Here is a 20187-nt window from a genome sequence, read left to right as displayed (position 1 = left end):
CTTCTTGTGAGCGTCCCGAGCAGCGATTTCATCTGATCGAGGTCCGCCATGGCCCGCACGCGCGTACTGAACGAACTCAACAGGCTCAACCAGTTCATTGTCGATTGCGAAGTGCGCATCGAAGCGCAGCGGCAGCGGATCGACTGGATAAAACAAGGCGGCGGCAATGCCGAGGACTCCGAGAAGCTTCTGAACAATCTCATCTCCAGTTCCAGTGCGTTGACACGGCTTCGCCTGACGGTCGTGGAAGAGCTTCGCGAGCGGGAAAACTGAGCAGCCCGGATCCATCGTCCTTTCGCGTAAAGCGTCTCTCGCGCGTCGTCGCCATCAACGCCGCGCATTCAACTCTCTTTGTCCGGCTCCGCCGCACTGCAACGCGCGGGTACATCCAATGCTGCGTCGACCTCATGGCCGCGCAAGCGGACCGCACTCTCGAACCCCAGCACTGGAGCTCTGAATGAAAGCCCTCGTTTACGAAGGACCGCGACAGGTCGTCGTCAAGGACATGCCTGACGCACGCATCGAACAGCCGAACGACGTGATCGTCAAGATCACCACCACCAACATCTGCGGTTCCGATCTGCATATGTACGAAGGCCGGACCAATATGGAGACCGGCCGCATTCTCGGTCATGAAAATCTGGGCGTGATCGTCGAAGCCGGTCCGGGCGTCACGCGCGTGAAGGTGGGCGACCGGGTGTGCCTGCCGTTCAACATCGGCTGCGGCTTCTGCAAGAACTGCGAGAAGGGCCTAACCGGTTTCTGTCTCACGGCCAATCCCGGCATGGCCGGCGCGGCTTATGGCTTCGCCGGCATGGGCCCGTATAGCGGCGGTCAGGCCGAATACCTGCGCGTGCCGTTCGCGGACTTCAATTGCCTGCTGCTGCCGCCCGATGCCGTGGAGAAGGAGAACGACTACGTCATGCTCTCCGACATCCTCCCGACCGGCTATCACGCCACCGTGCTCGCGGGCGTCGAAGCAGGCGACAGCGTCGTCATTTACGGCGCCGGTCCAGTGGGGCTGATGGCCGCGATGTCGGCGAATCTCAAGGGCGCCTCGAAAGTCATGGTGGTCGATTCGCACCCGGACCGCCTGAAACTCGCGGAGCGTCTCGGCGCCATTCCGATCGACGACAGCGACGGCGGCGGCGTGGACCGCGTGCTCGAACTCACGGGCGGCGAAGGGGCCGATCGCGGTTGCGAGTGCGTCGGTTATCAGTGCACCTGTCAAGGTCATGAAGTGCCCAATCTCACGATGAACAACCTCGTGAAGTCGGTGCGCGCGACGGGCAGCATCGGCGTGGTGGGCGTGTTCGTCGCGGAAGACCCGGGTTCGCCCGACGCGTTGATGAAGAAGGGTCAGCTCGCGTTCGACTTCGGTTCGTTCTGGATGAAGGGTCAGCGCATGGCGACGGGCCAGGCCAACGTCAAGGCCTACAACCGCAAACTGCGCGATCTGATCGAAGCAGACAAGCTGAAGCCGTCGCAGATCATTTCGCATGAACTGCCGCTCGAACAGGCGCCCGAAGGCTATCGCAACTTCGACGAACGCCGTGACGGCTGGACCAAGGTCGTTCTGAAGACCGCCGCCTGAAGCTCTCGAACACTCGACCCATCAAGGAAACCGACATGACCGACAAAGACTATCCCCGTCCGCCGATGCCTCAGCAGCAGCAGGAAAGCCGTCCCGGACACACCGCTCCGATGAACCCGCAACCGGATCACGGCGAATCCAGCTACAGGGGCAGCGGCCGGCTCGCGGGGAAGATCGCGCTGATCACGGGCGCGGACAGCGGCATCGGCCGCGCGGTGGCGATCGCGTATGCGCGTGAAGGCGCGGATGTGGCCATTGCGTATCTGAACGAACATGCGGACGCCGAGGAAACCGCGCGCCTCGTCAAGGATGCAGGCCGGCGCGCGCTGCTGCTGCCCGGCGACATCACGGACCGCGAGCATTGCAAACAACTCGTTGCGAAGACGGCGGAGACGTTCGGCCGGATCGACGTGCTGGTGAACAACGCGGCCTATCAGGCTACCTACGACAAGCTGGAAGACATCACCGACGACGAATGGGACAAGACCTATTCGACCAACATCGGCGCGATGTTCCGCATCACGAAGGCGGCGCTCGCGCACATGAAGCCGGGCAGCGCCATCGTCAACACCACGTCGATCAACGCCGATTCGCCCAATCCCGGGCTGATCGCCTACGCGAGCACCAAGGGCGCGATCCAGAACTTCACGGGCGGCCTCGCGCAATTGCTGGCTGAACGCGGCATCCGCGCCAACTGCGTGGCGCCGGGGCCGATCTGGACACCGCTGATTCCTTCGACCATGCCGCCATCGAGCGTCGAGAACTTCGGCAAGCAGACGCCGATGAAGCGCCCGGGCCAGCCCGCTGAACTCGCCGCTGCTTACGTCATGCTCGCTGAGGACGATGCAAGCTATATCTCGGGTGCGACCATCGCGGTGACGGGCGGCAAGCCGATCATCTGACAGCGGCACTGCGATTGCCTTTAAAAAGATGTGACACGCTCCGCGCACTGGCGCGGGGCCTACGACTTGAAGGAGCGAGCGAACGAATCGCGGCACGCAATATCGTGAAACGCAGGCGACGCGGCGCGGTGCGTTCAGGCGTCGCGCACCTGCCATTCGATGCATGGCGCATCACACACGCTGAACCTCACTCGGGCGATTCAGACGAAGAGGGCTTTGTATGCATTGCCGCACGCAACAGTTCCGCCAGCCGTTCCGCTTCATCGATGCGCGCCTGTTCGATCGCGATCTGATCCCCGTCGCCTGCGCGCTCAGCCCATTGCTGGCGTTCCCTGGCGAAGATCACGCGCTCGTGAACCGCTCGAATCGCCGACCAGATGGCTTCCTCCGAGCGCGATTCAATGCCCTCGGCCAGTGACATGCCCGTGAACGCATGCCCCGTATGGCAACGGTAGCGCAACGGGCGATCGCCGCGAACGCGCCACAATGCCCCGCCACAGTCCGGACAGGTGAGCGCGGAGCGTTCACCGACTTCATCGAGGGCGTCGAGATCCGCTAGACCGCTGGCTGCGATCAGCGCCTCTTTCTCATACATCGGTTTGTTGGCCTGCGCGATTGCCGGGGCTTCGCCTGACGGTCCACCTTTCACGGCCTGCCGGATGCATTCCGCCAATTCCTCCTCCGTGCACAGCCTGTCCGCGCCGCAGGATTCGAGCGCGGCCCGCGGCATCCCGGTCGCCTCGCAATCGTCAGGATCCTGCACGATAGCGAAACCGCGTTGCGCGCGAATGTTGGCGAGTCCCACGGCGCCGTCGTCGAGATCGCCGCTCATCACCACGCCGATCACGCGCGCACCGTATTCCATCGCGGCGCTGCGGAACAGCGGATCGACGGCAGGCCGCGCAAAATTTTCCTTGGCGCCGTCATTGAGCCACATGCGACCTTGCGACAACACGAGATGCCGGTCCGGCGGCGCAATGCAAACCGTGCCGCGCTCAATGGTTTCGCCGTGGCCGGCATAACGCGCCGGCAGGCGTCCCCATGAAGTCATCAGTTCGGGCAGCACGCTGGCATGACGTCCGATATGCAGCACGACGAACAGCGCCGCAGGCAGGTCAGCGGGCAGTTGGCTGATGAGCACCTTGAGCCCCTGGAAGCCGCCTCGCGACGCACCGATCACTACAATATCCCGTTCCGCCATATCGCCTCCTTGCTTAAGGGAAGCAGCAATTCGCGGACCGGGACGCGGCCTTCATATTCCGAAACAGGCCGAAACAAGGCATGCGTTATGAACCCCCTGCGGCCAGCAGCGTGTCCAGCATGTGCAGCAGGTCTGCAAGATCGACCGGCTTGCTCAGGTGCGCGTCGAAGCCCGCCGCACGCGCGGCGCGCCGGTCCTCGTCCCGTCCGAACGCGGTCACCGCGATGGCCTTGAGGCCGACCAGCGCAGGATCGGTACGAACCCTCCTGATGAGCTCGTAGCCGTCGATGCCCGGCAGCTGGACGTCCGAGATCAGCACGTCCACCTCGCCCACCCGAAGCTGTTCCAGCGCCTGCTCGGCGCTCGTGACGGTCTGCACGCTCGCCTGCTCCAGTTCGAGCAACGTCGCGAACGAAGCGGTCGCCTCGATGTCGTTATCGACCAGCAAAAGGCGCGCGCCCGCCACCGGCCGAACACGGTCTTCCTGCTCTTCCGGCGACGCGTCCTGATGCGCCGCGCCCGGCAGCCACACCGACAGCGTGGCGCCATGTCCCACGCCGTCCGAATGGGCCTCGATGCGCCCGCCATGCATCTCGACGAGCTGCTTCGCGAGCGACAGTCCGATACCCAGGCCGCTCGACGTGGGATTGCGTCCGCCTTGCCGGTACATCTCGAAGATATCCGCCAAAGCCGACGGATCGATGCCCTGTCCCGTATCAACGACGTCCACACGCACCATGTCGCTTTCACGCGCGACGCGAATGTCGATGGAACCGCCGCTATCAGTGAACTTCAGCGCGTTCGACACCACGTTCCAGAAGATCTGTTCGCTGCGCACAGCGTCGGCGAAGGCATAGACCGGCTCGCCCGGCGTGCTCAGGTTCAGGCGGATGCCGCGCTGCGCCGTTTCGCTCTCCGTGGCCTCGGCGATACGCGCCAGCACAGCAGCGACATCCAGCGGCGCGATGGACAGCGCCAGCTTGCCGGTGCGCACCCGCGACAGGTCCAGCAGATCGTCGATGATCTGCGCCTGGCCACGCACCGCGCGCTTGATGGAATCCGCTGCTTCGCGCACCACTTCGATACCGCGCGTTTCGGGCAGGCGCGGCAGGATCTCCGCCTTCATGCCGATCAGGTTGAGCGGATGCTTCAGCTCATGCGACAGCACCGCGATGAAGTCGTCCTTCAGCTGGTTCGAGAGCGTTTCCTTCTTGCGCTCGGCGTGTTCGTGCGCGAGCGCCTCGCGGTTCGCGTCCTCGCGCAGCTTGCGTTCGGTCAGGTCGCGCACGATCTTCGCGAAGCCCGTGAACGACGGGTCCGAGATCGGCGTCACCACGCCGCTGCAGTACACCCGGCGTTCGTCGCGCGTGATGTGCCAGCGGTCGTCGTCGGCGCGGCCTTCGCGTGCGGACACCTCGCGTTCGCGCGCCGGAATGTGCGCCTTGCGGTCGATCGGATCGTAGATCAGCGCGATGTTCTTGCCGACCACTTCCCGCTCCGTGAAGCCGAAGATGCGCTCGGCCCCCGCGTTCCATGTGACGATCACGCCGTTCGGATCCTGCAGGATGATCGCGTAGTCGTTGGTGGACTGCGCGACCAGCCGCAGGCGCTGCTCGCCGATGCGCGCCGATTCCTCGGCCAGATGCCGCGCCGTGATGTCGATCAGGGTCAGCACCGCGCCGTCGATGCGGTCGTCCGCCGTGCGGTACGGCAGCAGGCGCATCAGATACCACTTGCCGTCCGAGCTTTCCACTTCGCGCTCGATCAGCTTGAGGGTTTCGAAGGCCTGCTTGACGTCGTCGGCGAGGGACGAGTAGCGCAGCGAATGCGTGATGTCGAACAGCGAGCGGCCAACGTCCACGTCGATCAGCTTGAACACGCGCGTCGCGCTCGTGGTGAAGCGTTTCACGCGGATCTGCTTGTCGACGAAGACGGTGGCGATCTCGGTCGAGGCAATGATGTTCTGCAAGTCGTCGTTGGCCTTCGCCGTGTCTTCCACGCGCGCCTGCAGTTCCGCATTGACCGTGGTCAACTCCTCGTTCACCGATTGAAGCTCTTCCTTGCTGCTTTCGAGTTCCTCGGTCGCGGAGCGCAACTCCTCGTTGATCGCCTGCAATTCCTCGTTCGAGGCCTTCAGTTCCTCGACCGTCGTCTCGTGTTGCTCGATGGTCGTCGCAAGCTGTTCGCGCGTGTGCTGAAGTTCGCGCTCCAGCTGCATCAGCAGCGGATCCTGGCCGCGCCCTTCGGGCAAGCCTCCGTCCGCCATATGCTCCTGCACTTCGTCGAACAGCACGAGGAAAAAGTCTGCGTTCACGCCCGTGTCATGGAACGGTCGAACGGTCATGTTGACCCACACGGTGCGCCCTTCCTGCAACAGCTTGACGCGCCGCGCCTCGACACTGCCGCCGGTCTGGTGCGCGCGAAACAGCGTCGTGCGCAGATCGAGCCGCAGTTCGGGCAGCACGAGCGCCATGATGTTCGAGGACAGCTCGCCGCCGCCGTGCCGCAGGAAGCGTCCGGCCGTCGTGGAGAGATGCACGATGTTCGAATCGCGATCCACGACCACGCTCGGCGGCGCGTATTCCTCGAGCACCCGCTGGTGCAGCGCGGCGAAGGAAAAGCTGCGGCGCTCGGGGGTTTCCGGTCCGCTGCTCAGGCTCGATTGCGTTGCCACGGCCGCGAGATCCTCGCGTGGCATGACGTTGCTGAGCCCGAGCGACGGGAACGCAACCGGCGGCTTCACCCGGTTGAGCACCGTGCGCGCGCGGTAGATGCGGCTTTTCTTGTCGACGATGGTGAAGAGGTCGTCGGCGGTATCGGCGGATTCGGCGGTGCCAAGGAACAGATAACCGCCCGCACGCAGCGCGAAGTGAAACAGTTCGAGCACCTGGCGCTGCACCGCGCGATCGAGATAGATCAGGACATTGCGGCACGAGATCAGGTCGAGGTGCGAGAACGGCGGATCGCGCAGCAGGCTGTGCGCGGCGAACAGAATGCGTTCGCGCACCGACTTCACGATCTGATAGCGTCCGCCTTCCTGCTTGAAGTAGCGGCGCAGGAGATCGTTGGGCACGTCGCTCGCAATGGAGCCCAGATACGAACCGGAGCGCGCCTGCGCGATGGCGGGCTCGTCGATGTCGGTTGCGAAGATCTGGTAGGTCGCCTCGAAGCCCGCGATCTCGCGCGCCTGCGCCAGCATGATGGCGAGCGAATAGGCTTCCTCGCCCGTCGAGCAGCCCGGCACCCAGACGCGGATCTGCGCCTCGCTCTTGTTAACGTCCAGCAGATGCGGCATGACATCGCGCCGCAGCGCGTCGAAGGCATCGCGGTCGCGGAAAAACTGGGTCACGCCGATCAGCATGTCCGCCAGCAGTGCCGTGGTTTCGTCCGGGTGGGCGCGCAGATGCTCGCGGTATTCGCCGATGTCGCGCAGACCGTTCACCTGCATGCGCCGCTCGATGCGCCGCAGGATGGTGGCGCGCTTGTAATGACGGAAGTCGTGACCGGTGCGCACGCGCAGCTGCATGAGCACGTCGGAGAGCGCGCGCTCGGCGCCGACGACTACCGGCGAAATCTCCTTCTCGGCCAGCTCGCCGCCCTCCACGGAGGGAAGATGAATCTTCTTCGCGTTGGTCCAGAGGTCGAGCAGTTTTTCCGGCATTTCGGCCGCGGGCAGGATGAAGTCGACCTGGCGGGTGGAGATGGCATGCTGCGGCATCTCGGCGAAATGCGCGTCTTCCGGCTTCTGCGCGACGGTCATGCCGCCGCTCTCCTTGATGCGCGAGAGGCCTGCGGCGCCGTCCGATCCCGCGCCCGACAGCACGATGCCCACCGAACGCGTGCCATGCTCGGACGCCAGCGTGGCGAAGAAGTGATCGATGGTCGTGGGCGAGGTTTCCTTGCCGGCACGGTCCACGGATTGCAGCGAGGTGCCGGTCATTTCAACGTGCCGCCCGGGCGCGTTGATGTAGATGTGGTTCTTCTCGATGGTGGTCGGCCCCGTCACCTGCCTGACCGGCATGTCCGTCACGCGCTGCAGCACCTCGTCGGCGAAACTCATGTGGTCCGCCGGCAGATGCACGATCACGACAAACGCCATGTCCATCTCGGCGGGCGCGTTGTCGAAGAAGTTGAGCAGCGCCTCGATGCCACCCGCGGATGCGCCCATGCCGACGACGGCAAACTGCAAGGGCTCGATATCCGTGGAAGCCGGCGCCTGGGAACCGCTGCTCGTCATGTGCTCAGGCCCTCCGCCCGAATCTTGTGTACTGATGGGTTGCCCATGCTCGTTCGTATGGTGTCGTCTGGTTCATGCTGCCCGATGGATGTGCGTGGGGTCCTCCGCGCGCACGGGCCGTGCTGGCGTCGCGCTGCGGCTCTCGCTGCGACCGGATTGTAGTGTACGTAACATCCCTTTTCAGGCTGTGCAATGTGCACATGCCGGTGAGTGCGCCGCTCTTGCGAACGGGAAGGCGCTTCAGAGAGGCCTGAACCAGGCCAGGGCAGCCAGTTCCCTATTTGGCGTCATTGACAGCGAGTGGCTGAGGCACGGCGTCCTCTTGCTGCGCGGCATCCGGCGCCTGCCGATGGGCGTTGCGCAGACGCATGATGGTCTGGCGCGAGGTGTTGAGCGCGCGGGCAATTTCCGTCACGGTACGGCCCGCGCCCAGGGAGTCGATGGCCTGCTGCTGCTGCGCCGGGGTAAGCGAACTGGGACGTCCCTGCGCGACGCCGCGTTCCTTCGCCGCATTCGCCGCTTCGCGGGCTCGGCTGCGGCGGGTCACGCGCTCCAGGTCCTCGGCGAGCCGGAGTGCGTCGATGAAAGGCTGTCCTTCGGCGGCACAGAGATCTTGCTTGCCATAGGCGAGACACACCGTGACGATGCCGCGCCGCCCGAGCTGTTCGATGGTCGCGAGGACGTCGGAGACGCTGTTGCCGAGGCTGAGGAGCTGGGTGGTTACGAGCGTATCGCCCGCCTGCAGCCGGCGCATCGCGCGCTGGAAGGCGGGCCGCGAGGACATGGGCGCCGTGCAGCTGCAGCACTCCACGAACACCGCGCTCATGTCGACAAAATAACCTGCCGCGTCGATCTCGAAGAGGTCGCGCTCGTGCATCGGGACACCTCTGCTTTCCTCAAATACATAAACAACAAGTGCCATGGCCTGACGTTCTCTCCGGTCGGATGATGGCGCGCGGTTCAAATCACAGCGGCCGATAGGTGCAGTATGGCAGTACGAAAGGCGCGTTCAACGTACAAAATGCGACCAATCCGTACGCGTTTGCGCAAACTTTGGAATGAGCCGGTGCGCTCACTCAGGCTGCGGCGGGATGCCACAGACGGTGGTCTATTTCGTCCTTTCCTGCGGACAGCGCGAAGGCGCTCGCTTCTTCTGCGGAGTCGAAATGGCCCAGCACGCCGCTGGCGCGTTGCTGGCCGCGATCATCGCAAACGATGGCCATCGCCGCGTATAGGCCGCCGTCGAAGGCTGCCATGGGGATGACGACAAAGCCACGATATTCAAACCGGGTCTGCTTCATACGGCCCTCCGCTCTCTCATGTCGCTTTGTCTTTTTTCGCCCTTCTCTGACCGGCAACTCGGATGCCAAGGGCCATGCGCCGATTTTCTCTCTACCGAAAACGTTTGCGATCCGGGAAAACCAGCGGCCATATCTGTCCAGATCAGGTCCTTTCCGGCATATCGTGCCCGGGCTAGAGTTCAGGGCGTGCGAGATCCGCATTCACGACGGCGTCGCCACGCGCGAGAGCGGCGGCCACTGCGTCGGATTTCGTGGCGAACGGGCCAATGGTGTCAACGCCGTCGAACGGAAACAACAACCGGCCATCCGTCTTCCTGACCACCTTCAACGTGCCGAAGAAGCCGCTCGCCGTGCTGCCCCGATAGGAGGCATAGATCTGGAAGTCGTCCGCACTGGTCCCCGGCCTGGGTTCGACATGACGTGCCGGGAACAGGACCAGCTTGGGGCGCTTGCCGCTCGATTGAGTCACTGGCTCACCGCTGAGGGATATCGACGTCTCGATTGTGATTCAACGAGAGTGCACGCGTGGCGTCCTTAAGCCATGCTTTAGTGGCGCCGGAAGGGCATACGGATTGCGAACCGCAGCGGATTCACAGGCAGGAGGCGCCTGAGCGTAGCGCTCGTTACGATGTGCACCACGGCCTGCCGGGGCCACGCATTTCTTGCGAAGCACGGCGGCGAATGGGGACTGCCCGTGCAACCGGGGCACGGGCATCGAAAGGATGCCGGTGGAAGGTACCGCGGTGCGCTGGCCGGAGGGCAAGAGTCCGTTTGAAGCGGTAGCGCGCGAGGGCATGACCTTCGGTGCATGGCGCCGCGTATCACCTGTCCGCGCACTTCAGACACGAACGCAACGGCGGTCCGATGACCGAACCTGCCGCCGCGCCCGACTTAAGCAGATAAATAGGCCCGTTGTGGGCCGCCTCAATCAAGCAAGCTTGATCTTCTTTTCCTGCGGATACGCCGTCTTGCGCCAGTCGCCCGACTGCGGGATCGGCAAGCCGAGGTTTTCGCGCAGCGTGCCGCCCGTGTAGTCCTTGCGGAACAGGCCGCGACGCTGCAGCTCCGGCACCACCATGCGCACGAAGTCCTCATACGCGCCGGGCACGTGCGTCGGCGCGATCACGAAGCCATCCACGGCGCCTTCCGTGAACCATTGCTCCATCTGGTCCGCGACCGTCTTCGGTGTGCCGCAGAACACCGGGAACTCGTCGATGCGCGCGCGCTTCGAAAAGTCCACGAAATCCCGCACCGACGGATTCTTTTTGCCCGAAAGCGTCACCACGCGATCGCGGAACCCGGTCCAGCCGGAAATCGCGGCCATTTCGGCGTCGCTGAACGGATCGTCGTAGCCGCGCTTCGAAAAGTCCGTGTTGAGCACTTCGCACAGCAGCGCGAGCGAGTCGATCGGCTTGGCGAGGGCGTCGATGTATTCGCGTTCCTTCTGCGCGATCTCGTCGGACTCCGCGACGATCGTGTAGCACGCCGTCGAGATCTTCACGTCGTCGGGGTTGCGGCCTGCATCGGCGAGCGCCTGCTTCATCTCCGCGTACTGTTTCTTCGCCACTTCGAGCTTCGGATAGACGACGAAGATCAGGTCCGCCCAGCGCGACGCGAACGCGCGGCCACGGCCGCTCTGTCCCGCCTGGATCAGCACCGGATGGCCCTGTTGCGAACGCGGCACCGTGAACGGGCCCCGCGACTTGAAGAACTTGCCCTGGTGATCGAGACGATGCACCTTCGACGGATCCGCAAAGCGGCCGCTTTCCTTGTCGAGAATCAGCGCATCGCTTTCCCACGTATCCCAGTGGCCCATCACCGTTTCGACGAACTCGTCGGCGCGGTCATAGCGCAGGTCGTGTTCGAGATGCGCGTCCTGCCCGAAGTTCGCCGCTTCCGAATCGTTCAGCGACGTCACCACGTTCCACGCGGCGCGGCCCTTGGTCATCAGGTCGAGCGTGCCGAACGTGCGCGCGATGTGGAACGGCTCGTAGTAGGTCGTCGAGTAGGTCGCGCCGAGGCCGAGCTTCGAGGTCGCCATGCCCATCGCGGTGAGGATCGAGACCAGGTCCATCTTCACGGCGCGCACGCCGTGCTCGACGGTCTGCGCGTGATCGTTGCCGTAGATGTCGGGCATCGCGAGGCGGTCGTCGAAGAAGGCGAGGTGGAACTTGCCTTCCTCCAGCGTGCGCGCGATGCGCTGGTAGTACTCGGGCGTCGTGAAGTCCTGCATCGCCGCGCTGTGGCGCCACGAACCGGGATAGGTCGAGCAGTTCTGCGCCTGCAGAAAGCCGATCAGGGTCATTTGCTTCTGGGTCATGTCAGGTTCCTCGTGAATCGTGAAAGTGGTTCAGGCGCGGGCCGAGACTTCGCTGATTTCCGCCACGCTGTCGTGGTGGCGAATCGGCTTGCGCGTCATGAAGAGGCTGACGAGCGCGCCGGCCAGGGCGAGCGCCCCCGCGATATAGAACGCGTTGTTGTAGCTGTGCGTGATGGCGACGACATAGCCCGTGGCGATCGGCGCGATCATCGCGAACGATGCGCCGCCGGTGATCAGCAGGCCCGTGCCGCGCCCCACTTCCGCCGACGAAGGCAGCAGGTCGCCGATCAGTGCGATGTTCATCGCCAGCGCGGCTTGCGCGCCGGTCAGCGAGAGCGTGAAGACGGCGACCATCATCCACACGTCATCGACGAACGGCGTGACGAGCACGACGGACGTCAGCAGCATCGAGGCCGCCACCATGGTGCGGCGTCCGCCCTTGTTGATGGCATCGACAGGCAGCAGGCGGTCGCTCAGCTTGCCGATGCCGAGCGCGAGCAGCACCGAGAGCGCATACGGCAGCGCCGTGAAATAGCCGCTCTTGACGATGTCGAGATGACGCTCGGTCTGCAGGTAGCTCGGCAGCCAGGTGAGAAACAGGAACTGCGCATAGGAGCCGAAGCCTTGCGTGATGAGCAGGCCCCAGACGCTCACGGACTTGAGCAGGTCGGGGATGGAGAGCGTCGGGCCGGTAGGCGTGTCGGGCATGCCGCCGTTGCGCTCGCGCAGGATGTGCGCGCGCTCTTCCTCGCTGAGGAAGGTGGCGAGCTCCGGCTTGCGGAACCACTTGAGCCAGCAGACGAGCCAGATTGCGCCCGAGCTGCCGACCAGGATGAAGCCCGTGCGCCAGCCGAACAACTGCACCGCGAAGGCGACCACCAATGCGCCGATGGCCGGGCCCGCATACGAGCCGCTGTTGAGCACGGCCGCCGCGATGCCGCGTTCGCGTGCCGGCATCCATTCGCGGATCACCTTGCCGCCCGCCGGATACGACGATGCTTCGCCGGCGCCCATCACGAGACGCGTAACGAGGATCGACGCATAGCTCCACGCGAAGCCGGTCGCGACGGTGGCCACCGAGAACACCGCCATGCCGATGGCGTTGACGTAGCGCGTGCCCCAGCGGTCGAGTGCGAGGCCCCACAGGATCAGGCTCGCGAAGTATGTCCAGATGAACGAGGACAGGAGGAAGCCCATCTGGATCGGGCTGATGCCGAACTCGTGCGCGATGGGCTGCGCGGCCACCGACAACGCCACGCGGTCGATGTAGTTGATGCTCGTGAGCGAAAACAGAAAGATGTAGATAAAGATGCGGCGATTTTTCATATGTCTCCTCCGGAAATCCGTGCGCACACTGGCGTGCGCCGGACGGTCTCGTGCCTTTTGCGGATGGGTGATGCGCCTGACTCGTTGTGATTACGCGATGCCCTCCGCCATGAGTGCCTCGACCCGCAGCCCGTACACGCGGTTCGCCGTGCCCGCGAGCAGCTTGCGGCGCGCCGCGTCCGGATAGCCCGCGCTCAGCAGCTTGAACGCGTTCCACACGGAGACGTAGTTGCAGCTGCCCTTGTCGACCGGGAAGTTGCTCTCGAACATCGCGCGGTCCGCGCCGAACAGTTCGATGCAGGTGCGCACATAAGGCGTCCAGCGTTCGACCAGCTCGACACAGCTTGCGGGCTTCGCGGCATCGGCGAAAGACAAGCCGGTGCGCGGCATCGCCAGCCCGCCGATCTTCACGGCGACGTTATCGTTCGCCGCCACGCGTCCGAGCGAGCGGCTCCATTCCTCGCGCACCGCGGCGCGCTGATCGGCATAAGGACCGATGCCCAGCGGACCGCCGCAATGATTCAGCACGATGGCAAGGCGCGGATGACGGCGCGCGAGTTCCGCGGCCTGGTCCAGTTGCGTGTGATAGACCCACAGATCGAGCACGAGGCCCATCTCCGCGAGGATCGCGCAATAGCGGTCCAGCTCGGGCGAGGCGATCAGGCGTTCATCGGCGCCGCCATGAGGCGCGGCGAAGGCCGGATCGGCATGCCATGCAGCGCGGACCCGCACGCCGCGCATGCGGCCCTGGCCGTCTTCGAGATGCGCTTCGAGCACGCCTTGCGGATTCGCGACGAAAGGATCGCCATACGCGACGATGCCCTTCACGAGCCCCGCATGACCTTGCTGCAATTGCGCGGCGGCCTGTGCCTGCGCCACCGCGAAGCGCGTCTCGCCGACCGGCTCGAAACCGGCGGGCGCGTCGTCGTCGAAATGCGCCTTGCACTCGACGAACACCGTGGCCAGCACGCGATGCCCCGCGTTCACATCCGCGACGAGTTCCGGCGCGTGATAGAACGCGCTCTCGACATCCCACAGATGATGATGCGGATCGATGATCGGCAGTTCCGGCTCCACGGCCGGCTCGGCGACCTGCGCGAGCCATTCGGGCCGCACGCGCGGGAAGTTGGCGTGTTCGTATTTCGCGTCGAACATGCGCGCTCCTCAGGCCGTCAGCGGCCAGAAGCCGCCGAATTGCCCGCTCAGATAGATGAGCGGCGCCATCGGCTGCTGCGATTCGATCTCCAGATGCTCGACCGCGCCGATCAGGATGGCGTGTGTGCCGTACTCCACGGTGTCGTGCACGCGGCAGGTGATCGACGCAATGCTGCCGTCGAGCGACGGAAGATTGTGGTCATTCATGCGCCATGCGCCGTTGGCGAAGCGGGCGTCGCCGTCCGGCTTGCGCGAGAAGGCCACCGCGAGGTCCGCATGCTGCTGCGTCAGCAGGTTCACGCAGAAGGTGCCGCTGCGCAGGAGGGCATCGAACGCCGATGCGTGCCGGTTCACCGAGACGACCAGCGCGGGCGGGTCCATCGTCAGCGAAGTGACGGCGGTGACGGTCATGCCGTGGCGCACGCCTTCATGCACCGTCGACACCAGCGCCACGCCGCCCGCGAGCCGGCGCATCGCCTGGCGAAAGCCGTCCTGCAAGGTTTCTTCGATAACAGGCGACGCGGCGGGCCGCGTCTGGAGATCGGCTTCGCTCATTGCGTGTTCTCCAGCTTGATGGGGATGTCGATATCGAGCATCGGCGCGTGCTGCTGCGAGCCGTACACGTCGGTATCGCCGATATCGCCCGACGAGATCAGGCGCGGCAGCGTCGCCTTGAACGCGCGTGCTGCGCGATACGGCGTGAACTGCACCTGCTCCGGCTTCACGCCATACAGGCGCGCGAAAAGTTGCGGCGTGAGCACGCCGGTGGCGGCGACGCGGTCGAAGATCGCGTCGGTTTCGAACACAATGTCGAGCGTGACCATGAACGGTCCTGCATTTTTGCTGCGGCACACGCTCGCAAAATCCTTGATGGCTGGCATGTCAGGCTCCGATGGTTTCGTAGCGGATCGGGAACAGCGACAGCGCGTTCTCCGGCTCGAGCAGATGGCACACGGAAAAGCGGTAGACCTGACCGAGATCGAGGTCGGACGGCGAGAACGGGATCGCCATGTTGCCTTCCTTGCAGAGCCGGCCCGGGAATTCCGAGTGCAGGATCGTGGTGCGCGCAATCGCCAGCACGGCCTTCGCGGTATCGCGGTCCTGCGCGACCACTTCCGCGACGATCGCCGTTTCGTGCGCATGGCGTTCGGCCTGCGGCAGCGGTTCGCGCTCGCCCATCACGCCGTTCTGGCCGTAGACGCGGAAGTTGAGCGTGTAGGTGTCGGAGGGCGCGCCGAACGCGGTCGCCTTCTCATCGACAATCTCGCGCGAGCGGGCCAGATAGCGGTCCATCTGCGCTTGCAGCACCGGATCGCGCGTGGCGCACAGCGAGATGACGCGATGCCCGCGCGCCTCGACGCCTTCGAGCTTCACCGTGTACTTCGCGGGCTTCCAGCGCATGCCGGACACGCGCACCGCGCGTTCCGTGACGGCCTCGAACGAACATTCGGAGGTGTCGAGCATGCCGCCCGGCTCGTGGTGATGAATCGGGCTGCTGTTCTCGTGCAGCGCGAAGTACGCCACCGAACGCGGCGTGCAGGCCTGCTCGGGGTGCATCGGTTCGAGTTCGACGTGATCCTCGCGGATGGTCGCGAGCAGACAGCCTTCGCGCTTCGGCAACGCGGGTTCGGCGCCGCATTCCAGCATCTTGCCTGCGTACCAGCCGAGCGCCGGCGAGAAACCCGCGCGGATGGCCATGGCGGCCCACGGCGCCGGGTCCGTGCTGCGGCCCGAGAGAATCACTTGCGCGCCGGCGTCGAGAGCGGTGATGTACGGCTCCGGTCCCATCGCGCCGACCACGCGCACGGCCTGTTCGACGAGTTCCGGCGTCAGTTCGGGCAGGCCGTAGAGCGGCCGTGTCTTGCCGGCGTTGACGTGTTCGAGCAGCACGTCCTTGGGCAATTCCGAATTGATCACCGCGAGCTTGAATGACAGACTTTCTTCCGCGGCGATTTCCTTGACGATATCGACCATCATCTGGAGATGCGGATCGCCGCCGGCGCCGCCGCAGGTGCTGACGATCACCGGAATGCCGCGCGGGACGGCGGCGGCCAGCATGATGCGCATGTCGCGCTTGGTCGCCATGCGCGAGGTGAAGGACTCGCCCGAGGCGAGGTAGTACGGCCCCGGGTCCGAACTGCCGCCGTCCGCGCCGATGAGATGCGGATTGCGCGCAAGCCCTGCTTCGAACGCGCTCTGCGCGAAGCCATAGCCGAGGATGGCCGTACTGCTGAGCAACCTGAGTTCTTCCATTGTGTGAGTGTCTCCGTTGTGCTTCTGGATGGAATCAAGCGTAATCAGATGGAACGGCGGCTGCTCGCATACCTGTTATGCATATCGGCCCGCTTCAGGCGACAATGCCCGGCAACAGAGGAGAACGAGGAGACCCGCACGTGGAGTTGAAGCAGCTGAGGTATTTCATGGTGGTGGCGCGCGAAGGCAGCGTCTCGCGCGCGGCCGCGATTCTCGGCATCAGCCAGTCGATGCTGACGCGCCATATCCAGATGCTCGAACAGGAACTGGGGCCGCCGCTGCTGTATCGGCACGGCCATGGCATGTCGCTCACGGAGGCCGGGCAGAAGTTCCTTGCGCGCGCGAACGACATCCTCGAACGCAGCGACGAGGCCGTGAACCACATGCAGGCCCTGCGTTCGGTGCCGGGCGGCACGGTCACGATGGGCATCCCGCCGATGCTCGGCGACTTCCTGCTGGTGCCGCTCGTCAAGCGCTTCCGCGCCGAGTTCCCCGAGGTGCGCCTGCGCATGCGCGAGGGCTTGTCCGGCTACATGCTCGAATGGCTGCTGAGCGGCCAGCTGGATATCGGCGTGCTGTACAACATCGGGCCGCACAGCACGATCAGCATCGAGCCGCTGCTGTCCGACGACCTGCTGCTCGTCGGTCCGCCGGATGCGAGCATCCTCCAGCCGGCGATGGAGCCCATCCGCTTTGCCGACGCCGTGCAGCTGCCGTGGATACTGCCGGCGCGCCCGCATGGGTTGCGCACGCTCGTCGAGGATGCCGCGACCACGCGTTCCCTCACGCTGAACATCGCCTTCGAGATCGACGCGATGATGGCGATCTTCGAACTCGTCGAGGCCGGCCTGGGCTTTTCGGTCGCGCCGTATGCGGCCGTGCGCGGCCGTATCGAGCGGGGCACGCTGAAGGCCCGGCCGATCATCGAGCCGACGCTGCCGGGCGTGCTGTCGGTGGCGTTCTCGCCGAAGAAGGAAGCCACGCTCGCAATGAAGGCGCTGTATCGCATCGTGCGCCAGGAGACCGATGCGCTGGTGCGCGCGGGCGTGTGGCGCTCGATCGCCTGAACGAGCTGGGGCATACTGTCGGCGCGCTTGCTGTCGCGCCGCCAATTCCCTGACACCCCGAGACCCGATCCGATGTCCGATGCCACGCCCGAACGACGACCCGCCACCGCGCATGACGTAGCCCGCGCGGCGGGTGTCTCGCAGTCGGCGGTGTCGCGTGCGTTCACGCCCGGCGCGAGCGTCTCGCCGGCCACGCGTGAACGCATCGTCGCGGCGGCGCGCGAGCTGGGCTATCGGCCGAACCTGGTGGCGCGTTCGCTGATCACGGGCCGCGCGAACCTCATTGGCGTGACGGTGCCGGCCAATGAAAATCCGTTTTATCACGCCGCGCTCAACGCGCTCACGGCCGCCTTCGCGCGCGCGGGCTATGGCGTGCTGATGTTCACGAGCGACCCCTTGCGCGGCTCGGATCCCGTGCTCGATGAAGTGCTGCGCTATCGCGTGGATGCGCTGGTGCTGATCTCGACCAGCCTGTCCTCGCATTTCGCCGACGAATGCATGAACATCGGACTGCCCGTGGTGATGTTCAACCGCAAGACCGACAGCCAGGCCGCGTCCAGCGTAACGGGCCAGAACCGCGCGGGCGCGCGCACGCTCGCGGCGTTTTTGCACGCCGGCAAGCACAAGGGCTATGCGTATGTCGCGGGTCTTGAAAGCTCGTCCACGAGCCGCGATCGCGAGGAAGGCTTCTTCGATTACTTGCGCGAGCAGGGCGTGAAGGCCATTGAACGGCGCGTGGGCCAGTACACGGCGGCGGGCGCGGAAGAAGCGGTGATCTCGCTGCTGTCCGCCACGAAGCCGCCCGACGCCATCTTCTGCGCCAACGACCACATGGCGCTTGCCGCGATCAGCGTGGCGCGCGCACGCTTCGGGCTGAAGGTGGGCGATGAGGTGTCGATCGTCGGCTTCGACGATATCGACATGGCGCGCTGGCCCGTGTTCGATCTCACGACCTACAGTCAGCCGCTCGACGACATGGTGCAGCGCGCCGTCGCCGCGGTGCTTGCGCAACTGAACGGCACGCTCGATGCGGCGCTTCATGACGAAGCTCCTGGCGGGCTGATCGTGCGCGGCTCGGCGCGCAGGCCGCGCCGGGGCGTCGTGACGAACGACGACGGCACGCAAACCTGGGCCATGCCCGGGTAAACCTTAGCGTCGCTTTTCCCCACTGGAACTTGCCGATCACGCCAAAAGCGACTAATCTTCGCTCGTGTTGCATACGTATGCAATGAGTATGCGCTCCCCACATCAACGAACAGAGACCAGGAGATGTCATGGCCAAGTGGCTGAAGCAAGGTGCGACTGCGGAAGTGATCAAGTCGGCGGCGAAGGAAGTGCGTGAAACGGTGGAGGCGACGCTCGCCGATATCGAGGAACGGGGCGATGCGGCCATCCGTGATCTGTCGATCCGTTTCGACAAGCTGGATCGCGAGGACTATCGTCTGACGCAGAAGGAGATTGACGACTGTCTCTCGCAGCTTTCGGCGCGCGACATCAAGGACATCGAGTTTGCGCAGACGCAGGTGCGCAACTTCGCGCGTCATCAGCGCGACTCGATCAAGGACATTGAAGTCGAGACGATGCCGGGCGTGATCCTTGGGCATCGCAACATTCCGGTGAATGCGGCGGGCTGTTACGTGCCGGGCGGAAAATATCCACTGCTGGCATCGGCGCACATGTCGGTGATCACGGCGCAGGTGGCCGGCGTGCCGCGCATCATCACGTGCGCGCCGCCGTTCCATGGCAAGCCGGCGCCGGCGATCGTCGCGGCGCAGCACATGGCCGGCGCGCACGAGATCTATTGCCTGGGCGGCATCCAGGCGGTGGGCGCGATGGCGATCGGCACGGCGAGCATTGCGCCGGTGGACATGCTGGTGGGCCCGGGCAATGCGTTCGTCGCGGAAGCGAAGCGTCAGTTGTTCGGCCGCGTGGGCATCGACTTGTTCGCGGGTCCGACCGAGACGCTCGTGATCGCCGATGAGAGCGTGGATGGCGAGATGTGCGCCACTGATCTGCTCGGCCAGGCCGAACATGGACCGGATTCGCCGGCTATCCTGCTGACGACGTCCGAGAAGCTTGCGAAGGAGACGATGGCGGAAGTGGAGCGCCTGCTGGGCATCCTGCCGACGGCGGATATCGCCCGTAAGTCGTGGGCGCAGTTTGGTGAAGTGATCGTGGCGGAGTCGGATGAGGAGATGGTGAAGATCGCCAATGATCTCGCGTTCGAGCACGTTCAGGTGATGACACACGATGTCGATTACTTCCTCGAGAACATGACGAACTTCGGCGCGCTGTTCCTGGGTCCGCGCACGAATGTGTCGTATGGCGACAAGGTGATCGGCACGAACCACACACTGCCGACGAAGAAGGCGGCGCGTTACACGGGCGGCCTGTGGGTGGGCAAGTTCATCAAGACCTGCACGTATCAGAAGGTGTTGACGGACGAGGCATCGGCGCTGGTTGGCGAGTATTGCTCGCGTTTGTGCGCGCTCGAGGGCTTCGCGGGTCATGGCGAGCAGGCGAACCTGCGTGTGCGTCGTTATGGCAAGCGTGATGTGCCTTACGCAAGCGCGGTGGCAGAGAGCCCGGCGACGGCGCTCTGATGCGATGAACCGCACGCCGCGCTTCGAGTGGGGCGTGGCGTGCGGTGCGGGTTTCATCTGCTTGCTGGTACGCGTGCGGTTCAGACCGCCATGCACAGGTACTTGATGACGACGTAGTCATCGATGCCGTAGTGCGAGCCTTCGCGGCCGAGGCCGGATTGCTTGACGCCGCCGAACGGTGCGACTTCGTTCGAGATCAGTCCGGTGTTGATGCCCACCATGCCGTAT

18 protein-coding genes are annotated in these 20187 nt (G+C 64.7%); 6 read left to right on the top strand and 12 right to left on the bottom strand.

All coding sequences use genetic code 11. From position 1 onward, the window contains the following. The first annotated feature begins 48 nt into the window (after positions 1-48). The 3 genes from QCE69_RS16200 (at position 49) to QCE69_RS16190 (ending at position 2496) form a co-directional block, all read left to right on the top strand. Positions 49-273: a hypothetical protein gene (locus QCE69_RS16200; protein WP_309931835.1), complete on the top strand. Its 225-nt coding sequence runs from the start codon at positions 49-51 to the stop codon at positions 271-273. A 184-nt stretch (positions 274-457) separates the two neighbouring features. Beyond that, positions 458-1594 carry a glutathione-independent formaldehyde dehydrogenase gene (locus QCE69_RS16195; RefSeq protein WP_309920288.1) on the top strand — a complete coding sequence of 379 codons (1137 nt, stop codon included), beginning with the start codon at positions 458-460 and terminating at the stop codon, positions 1592-1594. 35 nt (positions 1595-1629) lie between these two features. After that, positions 1630-2496, top strand: coding sequence for a glucose 1-dehydrogenase (locus tag QCE69_RS16190; protein WP_309931833.1), 867 nt, complete (start codon positions 1630-1632; stop codon positions 2494-2496). A gap of 187 nt (positions 2497-2683) precedes the next feature. On the opposite strand, the gene QCE69_RS16185 is transcribed toward QCE69_RS16190, so the two are convergent. The 11 genes from QCE69_RS16185 to QCE69_RS16135 all read right to left on the bottom strand — a co-directional run bounded on the left by QCE69_RS16185 (position 2684) and on the right by QCE69_RS16135 (position 16289). Continuing rightward, positions 2684-3697: a chemotaxis protein CheB gene (locus tag QCE69_RS16185; RefSeq protein WP_309931831.1), complete on the bottom strand. Its 1014-nt coding sequence runs from the start codon at positions 3695-3697 to the stop codon at positions 2684-2686. An 85-nt stretch (positions 3698-3782) separates the two neighbouring features. Continuing rightward, on the bottom strand, positions 3783-7934 hold the full coding sequence (locus QCE69_RS16180; protein ID WP_309931830.1) for a CheR family methyltransferase: 4152 nt from the start codon (positions 7932-7934) through the stop codon (positions 3783-3785). 277 nt (positions 7935-8211) lie between these two features. Then, a complete protein-coding gene (locus QCE69_RS16175; RefSeq protein ID WP_309920274.1) occupies positions 8212-8811 on the bottom strand; it encodes a recombinase family protein in 600 nt (199 codons plus the stop codon). Between the two features lie 199 nt (positions 8812-9010). After that, on the bottom strand, positions 9011-9235 hold the full coding sequence (locus QCE69_RS16170) for a hypothetical protein (RefSeq protein ID WP_309920271.1): 225 nt from the start codon (positions 9233-9235) through the stop codon (positions 9011-9013). 172 nt (positions 9236-9407) lie between these two features. Then, the gene (locus QCE69_RS16165; RefSeq protein WP_309922842.1) at positions 9408-9668 is read right to left on the bottom strand and encodes a DUF6723 family protein; all 261 of its coding nucleotides are present in this window, start codon (positions 9666-9668) and stop codon (positions 9408-9410) included. A gap of 495 nt (positions 9669-10163) precedes the next feature. Next, positions 10164-11555, bottom strand: coding sequence for an LLM class flavin-dependent oxidoreductase (locus QCE69_RS16160; protein WP_309920267.1), 1392 nt, complete (start codon positions 11553-11555; stop codon positions 10164-10166). Between the two features lie 30 nt (positions 11556-11585). Continuing rightward, complete coding sequence (locus QCE69_RS16155; protein WP_309920265.1) at positions 11586-12881, bottom strand: MFS transporter; 1296 nt, start codon at positions 12879-12881, stop codon at positions 11586-11588. 90 nt (positions 12882-12971) lie between these two features. Continuing rightward, positions 12972-14036 (bottom strand): amidohydrolase family protein, encoded by a 1065-nt coding sequence (locus tag QCE69_RS16150; RefSeq protein ID WP_309931828.1) that lies wholly within the window; start codon positions 14034-14036, stop codon positions 12972-12974. A 9-nt stretch (positions 14037-14045) separates the two neighbouring features. Continuing rightward, the gene (locus tag QCE69_RS16145) at positions 14046-14591 is read right to left on the bottom strand and encodes a flavin reductase family protein (protein ID WP_309920259.1); all 546 of its coding nucleotides are present in this window, start codon (positions 14589-14591) and stop codon (positions 14046-14048) included. Continuing rightward, complete coding sequence (locus QCE69_RS16140) at positions 14588-14917, bottom strand: DUF4387 domain-containing protein (protein ID WP_309931826.1); 330 nt, start codon at positions 14915-14917, stop codon at positions 14588-14590. Before QCE69_RS16140 ends, QCE69_RS16145 begins: the two co-directional genes overlap by 4 nt. Before the next feature lies 1 nt (position 14918). Further along, on the bottom strand, positions 14919-16289 hold the full coding sequence (locus tag QCE69_RS16135) for an acyclic terpene utilization AtuA family protein (RefSeq protein ID WP_309931825.1): 1371 nt from the start codon (positions 16287-16289) through the stop codon (positions 14919-14921). A 140-nt stretch (positions 16290-16429) separates the two neighbouring features. Between QCE69_RS16135 and QCE69_RS16130 the strand changes: the two genes are divergently transcribed. The 3 genes from QCE69_RS16130 (at position 16430) to hisD (ending at position 19959) form a co-directional block, all read left to right on the top strand. Next, a complete protein-coding gene (locus QCE69_RS16130; protein WP_309920253.1) occupies positions 16430-17356 on the top strand; it encodes a LysR family transcriptional regulator in 927 nt (308 codons plus the stop codon). Between the two features lie 72 nt (positions 17357-17428). After that, a complete protein-coding gene (locus QCE69_RS16125; RefSeq protein WP_309931823.1) occupies positions 17429-18502 on the top strand; it encodes a LacI family DNA-binding transcriptional regulator in 1074 nt (357 codons plus the stop codon). Between the two features lie 128 nt (positions 18503-18630). Beyond that, a complete protein-coding gene (hisD, locus tag QCE69_RS16120; protein WP_309931821.1) occupies positions 18631-19959 on the top strand; it encodes a histidinol dehydrogenase in 1329 nt (442 codons plus the stop codon). Positions 19960-20039: 80 nt separating this feature from the next. Here the strand turns inward: hisD and QCE69_RS16115 are convergent. Further along, the coding region (locus QCE69_RS16115) for an aldehyde dehydrogenase family protein (protein WP_309932807.1) at positions 20040-20187 on the bottom strand (148 nt) is incomplete at its 5' end.

The organism is Caballeronia sp. LZ032 (genome assembly GCF_031451315.1).
Classification (GTDB): domain Bacteria; phylum Pseudomonadota; class Gammaproteobacteria; order Burkholderiales; family Burkholderiaceae; genus Caballeronia.
The sequence above is the reverse complement of the archived record's forward strand: the minus strand, read 5'-3'. Positions and strand labels throughout refer to the sequence as shown.